18 protein-coding genes are annotated in these 19094 nt (G+C 72.4%); 9 read left to right on the top strand and 9 right to left on the bottom strand.

The window, feature by feature from the left end; genetic code table 11:
• Positions 1–91 precede the first annotated feature (91 nt).
• A complete protein-coding gene (locus RKD20_RS08175) occupies positions 92–1714 on the top strand; it encodes an ABC-F family ATP-binding cassette domain-containing protein (RefSeq protein WP_424877124.1) in 1623 nt (540 codons plus the stop codon).
• A gap of 30 nt (positions 1715–1744) precedes the next feature.
• Here the strand turns inward: RKD20_RS08175 and RKD20_RS08170 are convergent, their stop codons facing one another.
• Entirely contained in the window at positions 1745–2857 is a 1113-nt protein-coding gene (locus RKD20_RS08170; RefSeq protein WP_424877123.1) for a Vms1/Ankzf1 family peptidyl-tRNA hydrolase, read from the bottom strand.
• 65 nt (positions 2858–2922) lie between these two features.
• Here RKD20_RS08170 and RKD20_RS08165 point away from each other — a divergent pair, with 65 nt between their 5' ends.
• Complete coding sequence (locus RKD20_RS08165; protein WP_424877122.1) at positions 2923–3204, top strand: DUF6158 family protein; 282 nt, start codon at positions 2923–2925, stop codon at positions 3202–3204.
• A gap of 100 nt (positions 3205–3304) precedes the next feature.
• On the opposite strand, the gene RKD20_RS08160 is transcribed toward RKD20_RS08165, so the two are convergent.
• The 6 genes from RKD20_RS08160 to RKD20_RS08135 all read right to left on the bottom strand — a co-directional run bounded on the left by RKD20_RS08160 (position 3305) and on the right by RKD20_RS08135 (position 9473).
• Complete coding sequence (locus RKD20_RS08160; protein WP_424877121.1) at positions 3305–5428, bottom strand: catalase; 2124 nt, start codon at positions 5426–5428, stop codon at positions 3305–3307.
• On the bottom strand, positions 5428–5970 hold the full coding sequence (locus tag RKD20_RS08155; RefSeq protein WP_424877120.1) for a type 1 glutamine amidotransferase domain-containing protein: 543 nt from the start codon (positions 5968–5970) through the stop codon (positions 5428–5430). Before RKD20_RS08155 ends, RKD20_RS08160 begins: the two co-directional genes overlap by 1 nt.
• A 6-nt stretch (positions 5971–5976) precedes the next feature.
• Positions 5977–6606, bottom strand: coding sequence for a diguanylate cyclase (locus RKD20_RS08150; protein ID WP_424877119.1), 630 nt, complete (start codon positions 6604–6606; stop codon positions 5977–5979).
• The gene (locus RKD20_RS08145) at positions 6603–7037 is read right to left on the bottom strand and encodes a CBS domain-containing protein (protein WP_424877118.1); all 435 of its coding nucleotides are present in this window, start codon (positions 7035–7037) and stop codon (positions 6603–6605) included. Before RKD20_RS08145 ends, RKD20_RS08150 begins: the two co-directional genes overlap by 4 nt.
• Positions 7034–7420, bottom strand: a complete 387-nt coding sequence (locus RKD20_RS08140) for a DUF2795 domain-containing protein (RefSeq protein WP_424877117.1) — start codon at positions 7418–7420, stop codon at positions 7034–7036. The genes RKD20_RS08145 and RKD20_RS08140 overlap by 4 nt, the downstream gene beginning before the upstream one ends.
• Positions 7421–7676: 256 nt before the next feature.
• Positions 7677–9473 (bottom strand): thiamine pyrophosphate-requiring protein, encoded by a 1797-nt coding sequence (locus RKD20_RS08135; RefSeq protein WP_424877116.1) that lies wholly within the window; start codon positions 9471–9473, stop codon positions 7677–7679.
• A gap of 238 nt (positions 9474–9711) precedes the next feature.
• Here RKD20_RS08135 and RKD20_RS08130 point away from each other — a divergent pair, with 238 nt between their 5' ends.
• The 4 genes from RKD20_RS08130 (at position 9712) to RKD20_RS08115 (ending at position 13863) form a co-directional block, all read left to right on the top strand.
• Positions 9712–10509 carry an RNA polymerase sigma factor SigF gene (locus RKD20_RS08130; RefSeq protein WP_424877115.1) on the top strand — a complete coding sequence of 266 codons (798 nt, stop codon included), beginning with the start codon at positions 9712–9714 and terminating at the stop codon, positions 10507–10509.
• 202 nt (positions 10510–10711) lie between these two features.
• On the top strand, positions 10712–11392 hold the full coding sequence (locus RKD20_RS08125) for a hypothetical protein (protein ID WP_424877114.1): 681 nt from the start codon (positions 10712–10714) through the stop codon (positions 11390–11392).
• Positions 11393–11557: 165 nt separating this feature from the next.
• Positions 11558–12802: an aminotransferase class I/II-fold pyridoxal phosphate-dependent enzyme gene (locus RKD20_RS08120; protein ID WP_424877113.1), complete on the top strand. Its 1245-nt coding sequence runs from the start codon at positions 11558–11560 to the stop codon at positions 12800–12802.
• The gene (locus RKD20_RS08115; RefSeq protein ID WP_424877112.1) at positions 12799–13863 is read left to right on the top strand and encodes an MBL fold metallo-hydrolase; all 1065 of its coding nucleotides are present in this window, start codon (positions 12799–12801) and stop codon (positions 13861–13863) included. The genes RKD20_RS08120 and RKD20_RS08115 overlap by 4 nt, the downstream gene beginning before the upstream one ends.
• Positions 13864–13871: 8 nt before the next feature.
• Here the strand turns inward: RKD20_RS08115 and RKD20_RS08110 are convergent, their stop codons facing one another.
• Entirely contained in the window at positions 13872–14486 is a 615-nt protein-coding gene (locus tag RKD20_RS08110; protein ID WP_424877111.1) for a DedA family protein, read from the bottom strand.
• Positions 14483–15256 (bottom strand): MBL fold metallo-hydrolase, encoded by a 774-nt coding sequence (locus tag RKD20_RS08105; RefSeq protein ID WP_424877110.1) that lies wholly within the window; start codon positions 15254–15256, stop codon positions 14483–14485. Before RKD20_RS08105 ends, RKD20_RS08110 begins: the two co-directional genes overlap by 4 nt.
• A gap of 83 nt (positions 15257–15339) precedes the next feature.
• Here RKD20_RS08105 and RKD20_RS08100 point away from each other — a divergent pair, with 83 nt between their 5' ends.
• The 3 genes from RKD20_RS08100 to RKD20_RS08090 all read left to right on the top strand — a co-directional run bounded on the left by RKD20_RS08100 (position 15340) and on the right by RKD20_RS08090 (position 19051).
• Positions 15340–15741, top strand: coding sequence for a hypothetical protein (locus RKD20_RS08100; RefSeq protein WP_007385884.1), 402 nt, complete (start codon positions 15340–15342; stop codon positions 15739–15741).
• A gap of 64 nt (positions 15742–15805) precedes the next feature.
• Positions 15806–17890: a phage holin family protein gene (locus RKD20_RS08095; RefSeq protein WP_424877109.1), complete on the top strand. Its 2085-nt coding sequence runs from the start codon at positions 15806–15808 to the stop codon at positions 17888–17890.
• Between the two features lie 99 nt (positions 17891–17989).
• Positions 17990–19051 (top strand): ATP-binding protein, encoded by a 1062-nt coding sequence (locus RKD20_RS08090; protein WP_424877108.1) that lies wholly within the window; start codon positions 17990–17992, stop codon positions 19049–19051.
• Positions 19052–19094 lie beyond the last annotated feature (43 nt).

The following is a 19094-nucleotide window of genomic DNA, read 5'->3' as shown; positions in this document are numbered from 1 at the left end:
GTTCGTCGCGTCCTGTCGCGCGGTTCCCCGCGCCCCGCGGGGCGTGATAAGCGTTTGCCCAGGTACCGCCGTCGCACCGACAATGCGCTCCATGGGACATCTGGAAGCCGGGCATCTCGAGTACTACCTCCCCGACGGGAGGGCGCTGCTCGGCGATGTGTCGTTCCGGGTGGGCGAAGGGGCCGTGGTGGCCCTCGTCGGGCCCAACGGCGCCGGCAAGACGACCCTGCTGCGGCTGATCTCCGGCGAGCTGAAGCCGCACGGCGGGACGGTCACCGTGAGCGGCGGCCTGGGCGTGATGCGCCAGTTCGTGGGGTCCGTACGGGACGAGACGACCGTACGGGACCTGCTCGTGTCGGTCGCGCCGCCGCGGATCCAGGAGGCCGCGCAGGCCGTCGACCGGGCCGAGCACCTGATCATGACCGTGGACGACGAGGCCGCCCAGCTGACGTACGCGCAGGCCCTGTCCGACTGGGCCGAGGTGCGCGGGTACGAGTCCGAGACGCTGTGGGACATGTGCACCATGGCCGCGCTCGGGGTCCCCTACGACAAGGCGCAGTTCCGGCAGGTGCGGACGCTGTCCGGCGGGGAGCAGAAGCGGCTCGTGCTGGAGGCGCTGCTGCGCGGCACGGACCAGGTGCTGCTGCTCGACGAGCCGGACAACTACCTCGACGTGCCCGGCAAGCGCTGGCTGGAGGAGCGGCTCAAGGAGACCCGCAAGACCGTCCTGTTCGTCTCCCACGACCGGGAACTGCTCTCGCGGGCCGCCGAGAAGATCGTCTCGGTGGAACCCTCGCCCGCCGGCGCGGACGCCTGGGTGCACGGCGGCGGATTCGCCACCTATCACGAGGCGCGCCGCGAACGCTTCGCCCGTTTCGAGGAGTTGCGCCGGCGCTGGGACGAGAAGCACGCGCAGCTCAAGAAGCTGGTGCTGAACCTCCGGCAGGCGGCCAGCATCAGCCATGAGCTGGCCTCCCGCTACCAGGCGGCCCAGACCCGCCTGCGCAAGTTCGAGGAGGCCGGACCGCCGCCCGAGCCGCCGCGAGAGCAGGACATCACCATGCGCCTCAAGGGCGGCCGCACCGGCGTAAGGGCCGTCACCTGCGCGGGACTTGAACTGACCGGCCTGATGACCCCCTTCGACCTGGAGGTCTTCTACGGCGAGCGCGTCGCCGTCCTCGGCTCCAACGGCTCCGGCAAGTCCCACTTCCTGCGGTTGCTGGCGGGGGACACCACGGTGGCGCACACGGGGCAGTGGAAGCTGGGCGCGCGGGTCGTGCCCGGCCACTTCGCGCAGACGCACGCCCACCCCGAGCTCTTCGGCCGCACCCTTCTCGACATCCTCTGGAAGGAGCACGCCCAGGACCGGGGTGCCGCGATGTCCCGGCTGCGCCGCTACGAACTGACCGGCCAGGCCGAGCAGAACTTCGACCGGCTATCCGGCGGCCAGCAGGCCCGCTTCCAGATCCTCCTGCTGGAGCTCCAGGGCGTCACCGCGCTGCTCCTGGACGAGCCCACGGACAACCTGGACCTGGAGTCCGCCGAGGCCCTCCAGGAGGGCCTGGAGGCCTTCGACGGCACGGTCCTCGCGGTCACCCACGACCGCTGGTTCGCGCGGTCCTTCGACCGGTTCCTGGTCTTCGGCTCGGACGGGCGGGTGCGTGAGACGCCGGAGCCGGTGTGGGACGAACGACGCGTGGAACGGGCCCGGTGACCGAGGGTCACCGGGCCCGTTCGAAGCGTCTCAGGCCCAGCGCAGCAGGGCGCCCAGGCCGCCCACCGGGACCTCCTCGGCCACCGGGGTCACCGGGGTCACCGAGAGCGCCGGAGCGTCCGTCGCGACCGCCGACCTGATCAGCGCGTCGTCCGCCCGGGCCGACCAGGAGTTCTGTTCACCGAGGATCTTCAGATCCGTACGGCGGACCGCCAGCTGGTCCGGGTCCTCGCCGATCCACACCTCGCGGTGCGCGTCGGGCCCGTCCGGGCGGATCAGCAGCTCGTCGATACGGTGCTCACGCGCGGCCTCGACCAGCGCGGGAACGCCTTCCACGGCTCCGGGACGGCCGTCGTCGCCCGGTGCGCGGGCCGCGAGGAACCGTTCCAGCTCCCGCTCCGCGCGCTGCCGTACGTGCTCGGCACGGGCCCGCTCCACGTCCTCGTCGAGCAGCCGGCTCCCGGCACCGTGCTCGGCCTCCACGACCCGGCCCTGCAGCGCCTTGGGCAGCCGTTCGTGCACCGATCGCTTCTCCCGCTCGTCACCGACCAGGATCAGCAGGTCGGCCCCGGTCTCCTCCTGGCAGACGGTGAGCGCGTCCGCGATCTCGGCCGCGTTGTGCTCCCAGGTGTTCTCCAGCCGCAGCTGGAAGTGCCGCTCCGACCAGTCGGAGCTGCTCGTCCGGTGGACGGGCCACTGCCTGCCGGTGACCGTGCCGGCACCCTGCCGGCCGAGCGCCCCGCGCAGCTCGAAGTCGGCGCCCTTGCGGTCGACGTACGCCACCACGCACAGCGGGTCCTCGCCGGCCAGCTCCAGCAGGGGCGTGGTGTGCGGCAGCGGGGCCCAGTGGACCAGGCTGCCCGCGGGGGACCTGGTCAGGGGCGGGTCCAGGACGACCTCTCCGGCCCGGGCGAAGACGGCCCGGCCGTGCGGTTCGGACGAGTGCCGCAGCTCCTCCAGCGCCTCTCGTACGGCCACGCAGGTCTTCTCGTCGGCCCCCTGCACGGACAGCTCGCGGGAGGCCGCCAGCGCCGCGAGCTGCCGTTCGTGGGGGGTGCCCTCCGTATGTCGGGACGTGTCGACGTACACCGAGGCCCAGGGGCCCGGATTTTCGTAGAGTGGATGCAGGAAAGCGAGATCCATGGTTCCCTCCCGGATGCCGCTCGGGGGCAGTGCGGTAATGCGTGCGGGGCGGGTACCCGAAGCACATGAACGAACACGACGAGCGGGACACCACGATGACCGGAGTCGACCCCAGCCGGTTGGACGACCACCAGCTCATGAAAGAGCTGGAGACGATCCATCGCACCCGGCACGAAACGCTGCTTTACGGCTCGAACGACGCGCTCAGTGCCCACAACCAGCGCATGGCCCGGCTCGAAGGCGAGTACCTGCGCCGCAACCCGCGCCGGACGGTGGCCGCGGGCCGGACCCGTGAGGGCGCGCGGGAGCGCAAGGCGGGAGAGTCGGCGACCCCGGCGCTGGACTGACCGGGCCCGCCGACTACCGACGCCGACAGCCGACGCCGACAGCCAACGGTGACCTGCCGATCACATGATCAGCAGGCCACCGGTGAGATGCCCGGAGGGCTCAGTGGCGCGTCGGCGGCCGGTCCCAGTGCCGGTGCGCGGCGATCGCGGCCACGAACGCGTCCAGGAACTCCTCGCCCGCCGGGCCCGGAGAGGTCTCCGTCACCACGCCGTGGTCGGCCTCCACGCGGTGGAACTCCGTGGACACCCGCAGCCCCTCCGGCTCCAGCGACGACAGGATCCCGACGCCCGAGCCGAGCGCGCCGATCGGCTTGCCGTGCCGGTAGGCGTCCCGCACGAACCGCATCGCGTCCTGGTCGGCGGCCGCGGGCGGTGTGCCCACCGGACCGCCGGGCAGCAGGACGGCGTCGTACAGCACGGAGGCGACCGTCGGCAGCGCGCGGTCGACGGTGTACAGCTCGCCGTCGGCACCGCGCACCTCTCCGTCCGCCGGGGCCAGCGCCTCCACGATCGCGCCCTCGGCGGCCAGCCGCTCCCGCACCGAGGTCACCTGCTCGGCGTCGATCCCGTCGGTGACGAGGACCGCGATCTTCCGGGTACGGAGGGAGCCGTCGCCGCGCTGCGACTCCAGGCTGAGCGCGGGGGAGGAGAGCTTGGACGCCGTCTCGCCCCCGGAGGGTTCCGGGACCCCGACACCGCGGGCCACCTGGGCCGCCAACGCGCCGTCCACCTTCGCGAGCTGCTCGACCGTGCGGGCCCGCACGGCCCGGGCGTCCACCTTGCCCAGCTCGAAGCGGAACGCCTCGACGATGTGCTGCTTCTCCCAGTCGGCCATGCTGTTCCAGAACAGCGCGGGCTGGCTGTAGTGGTCCTGGAAACTGGGGCTGCGCCGCCGGATCTTGTGTCCGTCCACGCGTTCCGTGTAGTGAGTGAACGCGTTCCCGTCGACCCCGGCGTGGGCCGGGCAGCCACCGCCGAGCGAGTTCGGGGAGTAGTTCGTGCCCCGGTGGACGGCGCTCTGGTGGTAGCCGTCGCGCTGGTTGTTGCGCACCGGCGCCACCGGCCGGTTCACCGGCAGCTGCGAGAAGTTCGGCCCGCCCAGCCGGATCAACTGGGTGTCCAGGTAGGAGAAGTTGCGGGCCTGGAGCAGCGGGTCGTTGGTGAAGTCGATCCCGGGCACGACGTTGGCCGTGTGGAAGGCGACCTGCTCGGTCTCGGCGAAGAAGTTCTCCGGGTTGCGGTCCAGCACCATCCGGCCGATCGGCCGCACCGGCACCTGCTCCTCGGGGATCAGCTTCGTGGCGTCGAGCAGATCGAAGTCGAACGCGAACTCGTCCTCCTCCGGCACCAGTTGCACACCGAGCTCCCACTCCGGGTACTCGCCGGCCTCGATGGCGTCCCACAGGTCGCCCCGGTTGAAGTCCGGGTTGCGGCCCTGGCACTCCTGCGCCTCGTCCCACACCAGCGAGTGGGAGCCCGGCTTCGGCGTCCAGTGGAACTTCACGAAGGTGCCCTTGCCGTCCGCGTTCACGAACCGGAAGGTGTGCACGCCGAAGCCCTGCATCATGCGGTAACTGCGCGGGATGGCCCGGTCCGACATCAGCCACATGATCGCGTGCAGGGTCTCCGGCTGGAGCGACACGAAGTCCCACAGAGTGTCGTGCGCGGAGGCGCCGGTGGGCATGTCGTTGTGCGGCTCCGGCTTCACCGCGTGCACGAAGTCGGGGAACTTGATGCCGTCCTGGATGAAGAAGACCGGGAAGTTGTTCCCGACCAGGTCGTAGTTCCCCTCGGACGTGTAGAACTTGGTGGCGAAGCCGCGCACGTCCCGCACGGTGTCCGCGGAACCCTTGGGGCCCTGCACCGTCGAGAACCGCACGAAGACGGGGGTGCGCACCGCCGGGTCCTGGAGGAACGCGGCACGGGTGAACTCGGCGCAGGACTCGTACGGTTCGAAGTACCCGTAGGCTCCCGCGCCCCGCGCGTGCACCACCCGCTCCGGGATCCGCTCGTGGTCGAAGCGGGTGAGCTTCTCCCGGAAGTGGAAGTCCTCCATCAGCGTCGGACCGCGTTCACCGGCGGCGAGCGAGTCGTCGGTGTGGTCCACCGCGACGCCCTGGTCGGTGGTGAGCGGTCCGGCGCCCGGGTCGTCGGCGTGGAAGCTCTCGCGCCGGCGCTGCTTGCGCTCCGCGGAATCCACAGGGGTACGGTCGGCGGAGTCCATCAGACGGCCTCCTGGGAGAACACGTCGAGGAACGTCTCGCAGAACGCCTTGAGGTCGTCCGGCTTACGGCTGGTGACCAGCTTGTTGTTCCCGTGGTCGCAGACCTTCACCTGTTCGTCCACCCAGGTGCCGCCCGCGTTGCGGATGTCCGTCCGAAGACTCGGCCAGGAGGTGAGCACCCGGCCCCGTACGACGTCCGCCTCCACGAGGGTCCACGGCGCGTGGCAGATCGCGGCCACCGGGCGTCCCTGGGTGAAGAAGTCCCGCACGAACGCCACGGCCTTCTCGTCCGTCCGCAGGAAGTCCGGGTTGGCCACCCCACCGGGCAGCACCAGCCCGCCGAAGGAGTCCGCGGACGTCTCGCCCACGACCTCCTGCACGGGGAAGGTGTCTCCCTTGTCGAGATGGTTGAACGCCTGGATCTCGCCTGACTCCGTCGAGACGAGCACGGGTTCGTGCCCCGCGTTCTCCGCGGCCTGCCACGGTTCGGTGAGCTCGATCTGCTCGACGCCCTCGGGTGCGGTCAGAAACGCGATACGCATGACGACTCAACGTCCTTTCTTGGAAAGCTTTTTCCTCGCACGGGAGGCGCGTACGCAGCGCAGCAGTTCCTCGCCGTACGGCAGCAGCACACAGGCGCCGATCGCGGCGCCGATGCCGGCCAGATAGCCCGGCGACGGCGGCCGCCTGCGCGGTACCAGCCGCCACGCGTCCGGATCACCGGGCCCGCCGCGCAGCAGCGACCTCACCTGGTCGGCGTGCAGGCACATCAGCGACGCGAGCGCGGCGAACGGCAGCGACTCCAGGAAGCTGTGGATGTGCTGCTCGACGGGCTTGACCTCGCGGTCGCTGTCGACGGCCGTCTTCACGTCCCACAGGGCGGTCGCCTCGTGCACGGCCGCCCCGCCCAGCTGCACGCTCAGCAGCAGCGGATTGACCTCGTAGCGCAGGGTGAGCGCGATGGGCAGGCCCACCTCGGCCATCATCAGGGAGTGGAGCAAGGACTCCTTGGTCCCGGCCGTCTCCTCGATCCTCGTGCGCCGGTGCATCACCCAGTCGGCGAGACCGGGCACGAACCAGCCGGGCAGCAGCCCGTACAGGAGATACCGGGTGGTCACGTCCCCGACGTCGACCGTGGTGCCGGTGGCGCTGAGCTGCGCGGCCCGGCCCCCGCTCATAAGGCCGCCCCGTCGTCCGGATCCGCGCCGACGATGTCGGCCAGCGCCGAACCGGGGTCCCGGGCCTCGGCGATGTCCCCGAGGCTCACCATCCCGACGGGCAGACCGTCCTCGACGACCGGCAGCCGCCGTACGGCATGGGCCCGCATCAGCGCGACCGCCTGGGTCACCGGGTCGCCGGGGGCGACCGTCAGCGGATCCGGCGTGCACACCGCCCGGGCGCTCACCGTCTGCGGGTCGACGCCGTCGGCGACGGCCCGGACCGTGATGTCCCGGTCGGTGAGCAGCCCCACCACGAGCTGCCCGTCGGCCACGACGACATCGCCGATGTCCTGCGCGCGCATCAGCCGTGCCGCCTCGACCAGCGAGGCGTCCGGGCGGACGGCCACCACACCGGGTGTCATCACGTCCCTGACGAGCTCCGCCGTCACGGGGTGCCCTCCGCCCGGGTCAGCGCCCGCGCGAGTTCCTGGACATTGGAGTAGCTCTCCTTGCGTGGCAGTGCCTCCACCGCCTCGGTGAGCGGGTCGGGGGCGTTCTTGCGGCGCAGCACCCGCACCAGCTCCACGGGAGTGGCGGGGAACGAGCTGCGGCCCAGGAGCCGGGCCAGCTCCAGTCGGACGGTCTCCAGCGACGCCCCGTCGCTGCCCGGCGCCACCGGGCCGCCCCAGACCTGCGGATCGTCGTCGGCGGTCGGCTCCGGGTCGTTCCACTCCTCGGTCCGGGTGGGATGCCCGGAACGGAGCAGACCCTGGAGTTCGTGCTTCATCTCGTCGTCGCGGTGGCGACTCAGCCGGTCGCTGCCTCGCTGCATGTCTCCCCTCCAGATCTTCGGGTCCGCACCGCGTACCCGTGCACCGGAGGCCGACACGGGGTTTGCCGGACCGAACCCGGGAGACCCGATTCCGACCCCCCGCGCACCTCCCCTGGGAAGGACATGGCGATGGTGCTCCTCGCCGCGCTCGTACCGATCCTCATGCTCGCCGCGGTGCTCGCGCTCGGCCGGTACGAGGAACTGATGCTCCCGGAGCCGAAGGGCGACCGGCTCGAACCGGTCACCCTCCCGACGGCTACTTCTTCTCCCGCCCCGGCAGGAACTCCTGCACCTTCGCCTTGAAGCCCTGCTTCACCATGGACGCCCGGTCGGCGTCGCCCTTGAGGACGGACGCGGCCGTGGCCTCCATCTGATCCCAGTCGGCGTGCGGGGGGATCGGCGGTACGGCCGGATCGGTGAGGAACTCCAGCACGGCGGGCCCGTCCGCCCGCAGACCCGCCCGCCAGGCCGCCTCGACGTCCTCCGGCTTCTCCACCCGGATCCCGGTCAGACCGAGGGAGCGGGCGAACGCGGCGTACCGCACGTCCGGGAGCGCCTGCGAGGGCGGGAACGACGGGGCGCCCTCCATGGCCCGCATCTCCCAGGTGACCTGGTTGAGGTCGTGGTTGTTCCAGATGGCGACGATCAGCCGCGGATCTTCCCACAGCTCGCGGTACTTGGCCGCGGTGATCAGCTCCGCCATGCCGTTCATCTGCATCGCCCCGTCCCCGACCAGCGCGATCGCCGGCCGGTCCGGGTGCGCGAACTTCGCACCGATGGCGTACGGCACTCCGGGGCCCATCGTCGCCAGCGTTCCGGACAGCGACGAGCGCATGCCGGGACGCATGGTCAGGTGCCGGGCGTACCAGGTGGCGGTGGACCCGGCGTCCGAGGTGACGATCACGTTGTCGGGCAGCAACGGGTCGAGGACGTGGGCCACGTACTCCGGGTTGATCGGGTCGGCGGACTGCTGCGCCCGCCGCTCCATCACCTTGCGCCAGCTCGTGACGTTGTCGCACACCGTGTCGTACCACTCGCGCCCGTCGCGCTCCACGTCCAGCATCGGGATCAGCCGCCGGAGCGTCGCCTTCGCGTCGCCGACGAGGTTCACCCCGTACGGGTAGCGCATCCCGACCATGTGCGGGTCGATGTCGATCTGCACGCCCCGCGCCTTGCCGAACTCGGGCAGGAACTGCGTGTACGGGAACGACGAGCCGATGGTGAGCAGGGTGTCGCAGTCCCGCATGAGCTCGTACGACGGCCGTGTGCCCAGCAGGCCGATCGAGCCGGTGACGTAGGGGAGTTCGTCGCTCAGCGCGTCCTTGCCGAGCAGTGCCTTGGCGACGCCCGTGCCGAGCAGTTCGGCGACCCGCTCCACCTCGGCCCGCGCTCCGGCCGCTCCCTGGCCGATCAAAATCGCGGGCCTGACAGCGGAGTTGAGGATCTCCGCGGCCCGCTCCAGCGACTCCGAGGAGGGCACCGCAGTCCAGGCGCTGTGGTCCAGGCTGGAGGGCACCATCTTGAACTCGTGCGTGGGCGGTGAGTAGTCGAGCTCCTGGACGTCGCCCGGGAGGATGATCGCCGTGGGGCAGCGGCGCCCGTACGCGGTGCGGATCGCCCGGTCCAGGACATTCGGCAGCTGCTCGGGGACGGTCACCGTCTCCACGAACTCCGAGGCGACGTCCTTGAACAGGGTGTGCAGGTCCACCTCCTGCTGGTACGACCCGCCCATCGCGGTGCGGTGCGTCTGGCCGACGATCGCCAGCACCGGCACATGGTCCAGCTTGGCGTCGTACAAGCCGTTGAGCAGGTGGATCGCCCCGGGCCCCGAGGTCGCCGCGCACACTCCGAGGCGGCCGCTGAACTTGGCGTAGCCGACCGCCTCGAACGCGGACATCTCCTCGTGCCGGGACTGCACGAACCGCGGCTGGTTGCCGGCCCGCCCCCAGGCCGCCAGCAGGCCGTTGATGCCGTCGCCCGGATAGCCGAAGACATGGTCCACTCCCCACTCGTGCAGCCGCTCGACGACGTGGTCGGACACCTTGGTGCTCATGGGCTGACCTCCCGGACATGGACGGCACAGGCAGCAGCCCTACGAGTCACCCTGCGGGCCGTCGGAAAACCTGGCCCGGGGTTTGGCCCGCGGGGCCGGGGGCAGGCGCACTCACAGTGCTTCGGACCGGAGGCACGTCCGTGGGAGCGGCGACCGGCCGCCGCGGCCGCATCCGTCCGCACGCGGGCCTCACGCCGATCGTCCACCCCAGAGCACCCTCTAGGGAGTTGCGACGCACATGCCCACTCCAGTGAGCGCGAAGCACCACCCGCACGACGACGCCCCCGACACGGCCGAAGCCTTCCGCAGGCTCACCGCACTGCCCCCGGGGCCTGAGCGTGACACCCTGCGCGGACAGGTCGTCGAGGCCTGGCTGCCCATGGCCGACCGGCTCGCCGGACGCTTCCGCAACCGTGGCGAGAACCTCGACGACCTGCGCCAGGTCGCCGCCCTCGGCCTGGTCAAGGCCGTCGACCGCTACGACCCCGCCCTCGGCAACGCCTTCGAGAGCTACGCCGTCCCCACCATCACCGGCGAGATCAAGCGCCACTTCCGCGACCACATGTGGACCCTGCACGTGCCGCGCCGGGTCCAGGACCTGCGCAACCGCGTCCGCTTCGCCTCCCAGGACCTCGTCCAGACCATCCAGGGACGCAGGCCCACCATCGCCGAGATCGCCGAGCACGCGAGCATGAGCGAGGAGGACGTCCTGGTGGGCCTTGAGGCCCTGGAGAGCTTCAGCGCCCTCTCCCTCGACGCCGAACTGCCCGGCAGCGAGGACGGCTACTCGCTCGCCGACGCCCTCGGCTCCGCCGATCCCGCCCTGGCCACGGTCGTCGACCGCGAGTCCGTCAAGCCCCGGCTGGCCGCCCTTCCCGAGCGGGAGCGCGCCATCCTCTACATGCGTTTCTTCGGCGACATGACCCAGAGCCGGATCGCCGAGCAGCTGGGCATCTCCCAGATGCACGTGTCCCGGCTGATCAGCCGCTGCTGCGGACGGATGCGCGAGCAGATCATGCGCGACGCGGCCGGCTGACGGCAGCGCGCCCCACCTCCGCGGCGCCCGGCGTCACCCACTCGGCCCTCCCCGTCCCGCCAATGGCCTCCGGCCGCGCGCGGGACGGGGAGGGCCGGGCTGTGATGGCTGTGGGTGCGACCGTCGTGCCCTCGGTCCAGTCGTCGACACCCCCGCCGCCCGACGACGGGCCCCGCAGCCGTCGGCCGAAGGAGTCCACCCCATGCGCCGCACCGCCCGTCTCCGGGCCCTGTCCCTCGTCCTCCCCGCGCTCGGGATCACCCTGGGCGCCGCCGCGCCGAGCGCCTCCGCGGACCCGGCGGCGGAGGTCAGCCCGAGCAGTGTCCAGCCGGGCGGCACCGTCACCGTGTCCGTCTCCTGCGATCCCGGCGCCGGGACACCGCCCGCCACCGTCGACGCCACCTCGGAGGCCTTCGAGTCGCAGACCGTACGGCTGCAACTGGTGCCCGGCAACGACGACCAGGTCTCCGGCCCCGCCTACAGCGGCACGGCGCGCGTCTCCGCCGACCAGGAACTCCAGGACGGCGCCGGCGGGGTCGGCCCCGACTCGGCGTGGACCGTCGACGGCACCTGCCCGACCGCGGACCGCGCAGCGGGCAAGGCATGGAGCGCCACCTTCACCGTCACCCGCGGCACCGCCGCCGCCGAAGGCAGCCACCGTCCGTGTCCCGAGCCGCGCACCGAGCCGGGCACCGAGCCGGGCACCGAGCCGCGCACCGAGAGCTGCGAGCCCGCCGCCGTCCAGAGACCCGTCCGCGCCGGTCAGGGCGGCTCCTTCAGCGACTCGGTGCCCGCCCTGGTCACCGGCGGACTGCTGATCGCGGCCGCCGCCGGGGGCGCCGTGTACCGGCTGCGCCGCAAGGCTCCCGCGACGGACGCCTGAGATCGAAACCTCGGGTCCGTGTGACAGGCGCAACCCGCACCCGCGCCCATGGGACGGCGGCGCCGTGGGTACTCGGAGCGCGAGGAGCGCGTCAGGCGGGCCAGGCGCGAGGCAACGAGACGGCGGACCGGACGAGTCACCGGACAGCGCCCTACGGAGGTGACCATGCGGACCGACCCGGAGGGCCACGGCCCCGTCCGCTACGGCCCTCCGCTGCCCGACGACGGGCTGCCCGTCCTGCCCGAACTCACCGCCGTCCTCGCCGCCGCGGCCGCCCGCCCCCGCGCCGAACCGGTCGGCGGCGGCACCCCGCTCCTGGAGGCCGCCTGCGCCTACGCGGCCCGGCGCGGCCTGCCCGCCGAAACCGACCACGTGGTCGCCGCCCCCGGCGCCCCCTCCCTGCTGCTCGCCCTGACCGCCGCGCTCGGCGGCGACGTCCTGGTGCCCCGCCCCTGTGCCGCCTGGTGGGCGCCGTACGCACGCCTGCTGGGCAGACCCGTGTTCCATGTGGCGACACCGGCCGAGTGCGGGGGTGTCCCGGATCCGTACGCCCTCCTGGAGACCGTGCGCCGGGTGCGCGACGAGGGCGGTGACCCGCGGCTGCTGGTGCTGTCCGTCGCCGACGACCCCACCGCCACCGTCGCCCCGCCCGAGGTGCTGCACGCGACCGTCGAGGCCGCCGCGGGGGAGGGCCTGCACCTGGTCAGCGACGAGACCTGGCGCGACACCGTGCACGCCCCGCACGAGACGGTCCTGCTCAGCCCCGCCGAGATGCTGCCCGCCCGGGTCACCGTCGTCACCGACCTGGCCGGCAGCCTGCTCCCGACCGGCTGGCCGGCCGCCTTCGCCCGCTTCCCGGCCAACGGCGACGGCGACGGCCTTCGCGCGCGTGTGCTGGACATCCTGACCGCCCTCGGCGCTCGCGTCGCCGCCCCCGTCGCCGAGGCCGCCGCCCACGCCCTGACCGAGCCCGAACCGGTCACCGCCCACCGCACCGCCGTAGGACACCTTCACGCGCGCGTGGCCGCGGCCGCGCACTCCGTGGTCGTCGGGGCGGGCGCGCTCTGCCGGCCCCCGCGGGCCGGCCGTCACCTCTACGTCGACCTCGGCCCGCTGCGGCCCGCGCTCATCGCGCGGGGCGTCGGCGACGCCCAGGACCTGGAGGACTTCCTCACCGCCCGGCTCGGCATGCCGGCGCCCGGCGGTCACCGCTTCGGCGACGACCTCGGCGCGCTGCGCGTACGGCTGTCGACCGGCCCCCTGCTCGGCGGATCCGACGAGGAACGCGCGGAATGCCTCACGTCACCCGCGCCGTTGGAACTGCCACATGTGCAACGCGCGTTGACCACCCTGGAGTCGGTCTTCGACGACCTCCGCGACGACGCTCGGCGATGGGAGCCTCCTCGATGACGCAGCAGTCCGAGTCGACCACCGGCATGCGAGTGGCCGACGAACCCTCGGCCCCCTCCACCCCCTCGTCCTTCGCGCCCGCGTCCCCACCGCTCGCCGCCCCCCGCCCGCCGGGCGAGCGCAGAGTGTGGCCGAGGTCCTTCCACGATCGTCTGACCGCGCCGCTGCCCGGCCTGAAGGCCATGGCCCGCTTCGCCCGCGAGGGCGCCGTACGCCCCGGGCCCGAGGGCCTCGCCGACATCCCGAAGCTGCCCTACGCGCCCGGCCCGCTGCCCGCCGTCGACGCCGACACGGTCGCCGTCTCCTGGGCGGGACACGCGAGTTGGGTGGTGCGGATCGGCGGCCTGACCGTCCTCACCGACCCGGTCTGGTCCCGCCGCATCCTCGGCACCCCGGCCCGCATCACCCCGGTCGGTATCGACTGGGACGCCCTGCCGCGCGTCGACGCGGTCGTCATCAGCCACAACCACTACGACCACCTGGACGCCCCGACCCTGCGCCGCCTGCCGCGCGACACCCCGGTCTTCGTCCCGGCCGGCCTGGCCCGCTGGTTCCACCGCCGCCGCTTCACCGCGGTGACCGAACTCGACTGGTGGGAGGCGGCCGAACTGGACGGTGTCCGCTTCGACTTCGTCCCCGCCCACCACTGGTCCAAGCGCTCCCTCACCGACACCTGCCGCACCCTGTGGGGCGGCTGGGTCCTCACCGCCCAGGACGGACAGCGGGTCTACTTCGCCGGCGACACGGGCTACGGCCACTGGTTCTCCCGCATCGGCCGGCACTACCCCGGTATCGACCTCGCCCTCCTGCCCATCGGCGCCTACGACCCCCGCTGGTGGCTCAGCGACGTCCACTGCGACCCGGAGGAGGCGGTGCGAGCGGCCCAGGACCTGGGCGCGAGGAGGATGGCCCCGATGCACTGGGCGACGTTCGTCCTGTCGGCGGAGCCGGTGCTGGAGCCGCTGACCAGGGTCAGGCAGGCGTGGGAGAAGGCGGGCCTGGCACGTGAGGACCTGTGGGACCTGCCGATCGGGGGCTCACGCGTGCTGGAGGGCTCCTAGGAGCGCTCTCAGGAGCGGACCCGCTTCCACACCGTCGGCGCCGCGCTGATCGCCACGGTCAGCGCGATCGCCGCGACCACCCCCTGCCAGGGCTCCTTGAACAGCGACCCGCCCAGAATCCCGATCAGCTGGTACGTCACGGCCCAGGCCAGACAGGCCGGCAGATTCCCCCGGATGAACCGCCGCAAGGGCCATTCGGCCATCAGACAGGCCAGCATCACCGGGATCCGCCCCGCCGGCACCAGCCGGGACAGCACGAGGACGGCCACCCCGTGGTCGGCCAGCTTCTCCTGCGCCTGCGAGAGCCGCTCCTCCGGTGCCCGGGACCGAAGTGCCTCCAGCCACCGCGAGCCGTTCTTCGACTTCATCCCGCGCCGCCCCAGCCAGTACAGGGCGATGTCCCCGAGGAACGCGGCGGCGGAGGCCGTGACGAACACGAACAGCAGGGACAGGGGCGCCGTCTGATGGAACGCCACGACGGCCGCCGAACTCACCAGCGCCCCTGTGGGCACCACCGGTACCAGCGCCCCCAGAAACACCAGCAGGAACAACGTCGGATACCCGATCGCCTGTCCGGCGGCCCCGGGTGTCGCCCCCGTGGTGGCGGCTGCGAGCCACGTCACCGTGCGACCTCCAGCCGCACGCTCTCCCCGTGCTCCAGCCGGTGCACGTCCACGTCCGGCGCGCACCGGGCCGCCAGCCGCACGAACTCCGTACCCGGCGCGTGGAACTCGTGCGGCCGTACCGCGTCCATCCCGATCGGCCAGTACGTCCCGTAGTGCATCGGCACCGCACTGCGCGGCCCCAGCCGGGCCAACGCCTGGGCCGCCCGCCCCGCGTCGAGGTGCCCCTCCCCGAGATACGGGCCCCACCCGCCGACCGGCAGCAGCGCCACGTCGACCGGCCCGACCTCCTTGGCCATGTCGTCGAACAGTCCGGTGTCCCCGGCGAAGTACGTCCGCGCCGAGCCCTCGACGACGTAACCGAGCGCGGGGGAGCGGTGCGGGCCGACCGGCAGGCGCCGCCCGTCGTGCCAGGCGGGCACCGCGCGTATCAGGAGGTTGCCGACGCGCCGCTCGTCACCGGGCGCCACCTCGTGCACCCGCAGGTGGGTGAGCCGGCGCAGCCCCGGCACCTGGCGTGGTGCGCCCCGGGGCACGAGCAGGCGCGTGCCCGGCTCCAGCCGCGCCAGAGAGGGAACGTGCAGATGGTCGGCGTGCAGGTGGGAGACGAGAACCACGTCCGCACGACGGGCCTCGGACGGGGGCACCGCGCCGCGGCGCCGGCGCAGATGCGCGAGCCGGCGGGCGAACAGAGGGTCGGTGAGCACACGTACGTCCGAATCCGTGACCGTGCAGGTGGCGTGGCCCCACCAGGTGATCTCCACCGGCACCTCTTTGCCTCCTTCGCGCGACTCCCCGAAGCCTACGGGCTGGAGTATGGTCGGCGGCGAAACCCGGAGGTGAGGGGGACACCATGGGAGCGGTCCGTGTCACGGCGATCGCGAGTCTGACGCCGCTTGAGGAACTCGACGCTGATCCCTTCCTGGTGGACTCCCGCAGCCAGCACGCGATGTGCGCGCGCTGGGCCGCGGAGCGGGGCTACACCGTGCGACGGGAACTGCTGGTGCGGGGTCTGCGCGCCGACCACTGCGTGCTGTGGGACGGGGTGCGGGCAGGCCGGGACCTCTTCGTGGCCCCCAGCCGCCGGGTACTGGAGAGCGCCCTGTCCTCCGTGGAGGAGTTCACCGCCGAGTGCGCCCGCCGCGGGGTACGGGTCGAGACGGTGGGCTTCGCGGAGCCTCTCTACGACGCCCAGATGAAGGCCAGGGTGCACCGCAGGCTGTCGATGCCGACGGCGGGCTACGACGGACGCTGACCGTCCGACCCGTATGACACGCTGGTCCCAGCGCCCGCACCGATGACGGGCCAGGACGTGAGGTGTGCGGGGCGTGGGTGCGGGGCGTTGGCGACGGGTGGCCAGTCAGGTCGGGCGGAGCGTCACGGTATGGGTCGTCTCCACCCTGACGATGCTCGTCCTCGCGGGCATCCTGCCGGACTTCAGGCTGCAGTCCCCGACCGGTGACAGCGCGACCCGGATCGCCGTCACGGCGGCGTTCGGCGCCGGCGCCTTCGGTGTGCTGTCGGCCGTCGTGTGGCCGCTGCTCGTCCGGCTGTTCCTGCTCGTCCCGACCCTCGTGCTCGGGCTGCTCGTCTTCTTCCTCAACGGAGCGCTGCTGCTGCTCGCCCTGCGCCTGAACCCCGCCGAGCGCGGCGACGCCGCCCCGGAGACCGCGGTCGTGGTCGCCGCCGTGATGTCTGCGGTCGCCTCCGCCACCGGCGGTGCCCTCGCGGTGCGCGACGACGACGCCTACCGGCGCCGCCTCTACCGTCTCGCCGACCGCCGCCGCAGACGCGGCCCCGTAGGACCGGCCACCCCCGGCACGGTCTTCCTCCAGCTCGACGGCGTCGGCCACGACGTCCTGCTGGCCGCCGTCGGCAAGGGCCTGATGCCCACGATCGCCCGCTGGATCGGCCACGGCGACACCCCCGGCCGCGCCGTGCGCCCCACCCACCGGCTCACCTCCTGGCGCACCGACTGGTCCAGCCAGACCGGCGCCAGCCAGCTCGGCATCCTGCACGGCAGCAACCACGACGTCCCCGCCTTCCGCTGGTACGAGAAGGACCGCGGCGAGGTGATGGTCTGCAACCGCCCGACCAGCGCCGTCGAACTCCAGCGCCGGGCCGTGGAGCAGGCCGGACACGGCGGACTGCTCACCGTCGACGGCGCCAGCCGCGGCAATCTCTTCTCCGGCGGTGCCGAGGAACAGGCCCTCGTCCTGTCCATCGCCACCCGCCGCCGCAGCCGCGAGACCCGCTCCCGGGCCGGCTACTTCGCCTACTTCTCCGACCCCGCCAACGCCGTGCGCACCGCCCTGTCCTTCTTCGCCGAGGTCGGCCGGGAGATCGGCCAGTCGACCCGCTCCCGGGTCCGCAAGGAGCGCCCCCGGGTGGGCCGCGGGGGCCTGTACCCCCTGGTCCGGGCCTTCGCGACCGTCGTGGAACGCGACGTCGTGGTCGCCGCCGTCATGGGCGACATGCTCGCGGGCCGTACGGCCGTCTACGCCGACCTCGTCGCCTACGACGAGGTCGCCCACCACTCCGGGCCCACCAGCCGCGACGCCGCGAAGGTCCTTCAGCGCCTGGACCGCTCGCTCGCGCTGATCGGGAACGTCGCCGAGCACGCCCCGCGCCCGTACCGGATCGTCGTCCTCTCCGACCACGGCCAGAGCCCGGGCGAGACCTTCCGCACCCGTTACGGGCTCACCCTGGGCGACCTGGTCCGGGCGGGCTGCGGGCTGCCCGTGCCGCGCAAGGCCGAGCGCACCCACAGCGGGGCCGAGGCCCGCGCCGCCGTCCGTGCCGCGCTGCGCCGGCCGGGCAAGGAGGGGCGCGAGGAGTACCGGCCCGCCCGCGGCTCCGAGCCGATCGTGCTGGCCTCCGGCAATCTCGGACTGGTCTCCTTCCCCGACGTGCACCACCGGATGACCAAGGAGGAGCTGGACGCGCGGCACCCGGCCCTGCTGACCACCCTCGCCAACCATCCGGGTGTCGGGTTCCTCCTGGTGCGCAGCGAGGAGCACGGCGGGGTGGTCCTCGGACCCTTCGGCACGGAGATCCCGCTGGATCAACTGGACGAGAATCCGGGACCGTTGGCCGACTTCGGGCCCGGCGCGGCGGATGTCGTACGGCGTACGCACTCCTTTCCGCACACCGCGGACATCATGGTCAACTCCTGGTACGACCCCGCGGTGGGGGAGGTGCTGGCCTTCGAGGAGCAGATCGGGTCGCACGGCGGGCTGGGGGGCGCGCAGGCCAAGCCCTTCCTGCTGTCGCCGCTCGCCCTGACCGCGCCCCCTGAGGGCATCGCCGGGGCCGAGCAGGTGCATCGGGTGCTGCGGGGGTGGCTCGACGAAGCAGGGGGTCCTCAAGTGCCGTTGGACAAGGCCGAGGAGAAGGCCGCGTAGTTGTTCGGCTGCGGCCTCGGAAAATCAGGTGCACCTGTGTGGGGCCCCGCCCACACTGTTCGAGTCGCCCTCTCTCGAACACTCCCTGGAGCCACCGCTTTGCAGGCTGCCGTCACCGTGTCGCCCTCCAAGATCCCCGACCTCCTCCTCGGCCTCGCCACCGTGCGGCCCGTCTTCGTCTGGGGTGCCCCCGGCATCGGCAAGTCCTCCCTCGTCAGGGCGTTCGCCACGTCGCTGGGCCTTGAGTGCGTGAGCCTGATCGGTACGCAGCTCGCTCCCGAGGACCTGATCGGGGTGCCGCAGATCCGGGACGGGCGGTCGGTGTTCTGCCCGCCGCGGTCCATCGCCCGTGACGAGCCGTACTGTCTGTTCCTGGACGAGCTGAACGCGGCCACGCCGGATGTGCAGAAGGCGTTCTACTCGCTGATCCTGGACCGCCGTATCGGAGACTACGAACTCCCCAAGGGTTCCATCGTCATCGGTGCCGGGAACCGGGCCACCGACAACGCCCTGGCCCGGCCCATCGCCTCCGCCCTCGTCAACCGCCTCACCCACGTCCATCTGGAGGCGTCCGCGCAGGACTGGCTGGTGTGGGCCGCGGAGAACGGCATCCACCCCTGGATCCTCGACCACCTCACCGACCGGCCCGATCACCTGTGGTCCAAGCCGCCGAAGACCGAGGAGCCCTTCTCCACGCCCCGCTCCTGGCACATGCTCTCCGACGCGCTGCACTCCTTCGGCCCGGACCTCGACGAGGAGACCCTGAAGGTGCTCGCGCACGGCACGCTGACGCCCCGGCACGCGACCGCGTTCTGCGGCTACGTCAAGATCGTGCGCAGCCGGTTCGGCATCGAGGCGATCATCAAGGGCGACGCCCGCTGGCCCAACCGGCTGGAGGACCGCGACCTGCTCTACTACCTCGCCGAGTCCTTCCGCGGTCGCCTGGTCAAGGAACTCCCGGTGAGCAAGGAGCACATGTCGGCGAACGGCCGGCAGACCGCGTACCGCGCCAAGTCGCTGCTGGTCCAACTCGCCGAGATCTCCGTCGAGGTGGCCCAGACCGTCATCGCCGCAGGCGACGACGGCAACCCGGTCCTGCCGTCCTGGTTCCTCGTCGAGGCCGCCCGGGACATGCCCCGGCTGGTGGAGGCGCGGCGGTGAGCCGCAGCCCCGAAAAGAAGAAGAAGCGGGACCTCGCGGGCGA

The sequence above is a fragment of the Streptomyces sp. SLBN-8D4 genome, from assembly GCF_049739545.1.
Lineage (GTDB): Bacteria > Actinomycetota > Actinomycetes > Streptomycetales > Streptomycetaceae > Streptomyces > Streptomyces canus_C.
The sequence above is the reverse complement of the archived record's forward strand: the minus strand, read 5'-3'. Positions and strand labels throughout refer to the sequence as shown.

Bases quoted from the DNA above. Each gene is read 5' to 3' on its own strand.
- RKD20_RS08175 (WP_424877124.1), top strand. From the start codon at position 92: ATGGGACATCTGGAAGCCGGGCATCTCGAGTACTACCTCCCCGACGGG.
- RKD20_RS08170 (WP_424877123.1), bottom strand. From the start codon at position 2,857: ATGGATCTCGCTTTCCTGCATCCACTCTACGAAAATCCGGGCCCCTGG.
- RKD20_RS08165 (WP_424877122.1), top strand. From the start codon at position 2,923: ATGAACGAACACGACGAGCGGGACACCACGATGACCGGAGTCGACCCC.
- RKD20_RS08160 (WP_424877121.1), bottom strand. From the start codon at position 5,428: ATGGACTCCGCCGACCGTACCCCTGTGGATTCCGCGGAGCGCAAGCAG.
- RKD20_RS08155 (WP_424877120.1), bottom strand. From the start codon at position 5,970: ATGCGTATCGCGTTTCTGACCGCACCCGAGGGCGTCGAGCAGATCGAG.
- RKD20_RS08150 (WP_424877119.1), bottom strand. From the start codon at position 6,606: ATGAGCGGGGGCCGGGCCGCGCAGCTCAGCGCCACCGGCACCACGGTC.
- RKD20_RS08140 (WP_424877117.1), bottom strand. From the start codon at position 7,420: ATGCAGCGAGGCAGCGACCGGCTGAGTCGCCACCGCGACGACGAGATG.
- RKD20_RS08135 (WP_424877116.1), bottom strand. From the start codon at position 9,473: ATGAGCACCAAGGTGTCCGACCACGTCGTCGAGCGGCTGCACGAGTGG.
- RKD20_RS08130 (WP_424877115.1), top strand. From the start codon at position 9,712: ATGCCCACTCCAGTGAGCGCGAAGCACCACCCGCACGACGACGCCCCC.
- RKD20_RS08125 (WP_424877114.1), top strand. From the start codon at position 10,712: ATGCGCCGCACCGCCCGTCTCCGGGCCCTGTCCCTCGTCCTCCCCGCG.
- RKD20_RS08120 (WP_424877113.1), top strand. From the start codon at position 11,558: ATGCGGACCGACCCGGAGGGCCACGGCCCCGTCCGCTACGGCCCTCCG.
- RKD20_RS08115 (WP_424877112.1), top strand. From the start codon at position 12,799: ATGACGCAGCAGTCCGAGTCGACCACCGGCATGCGAGTGGCCGACGAA.
- RKD20_RS08100 (WP_007385884.1), top strand. From the start codon at position 15,340: ATGGGAGCGGTCCGTGTCACGGCGATCGCGAGTCTGACGCCGCTTGAG.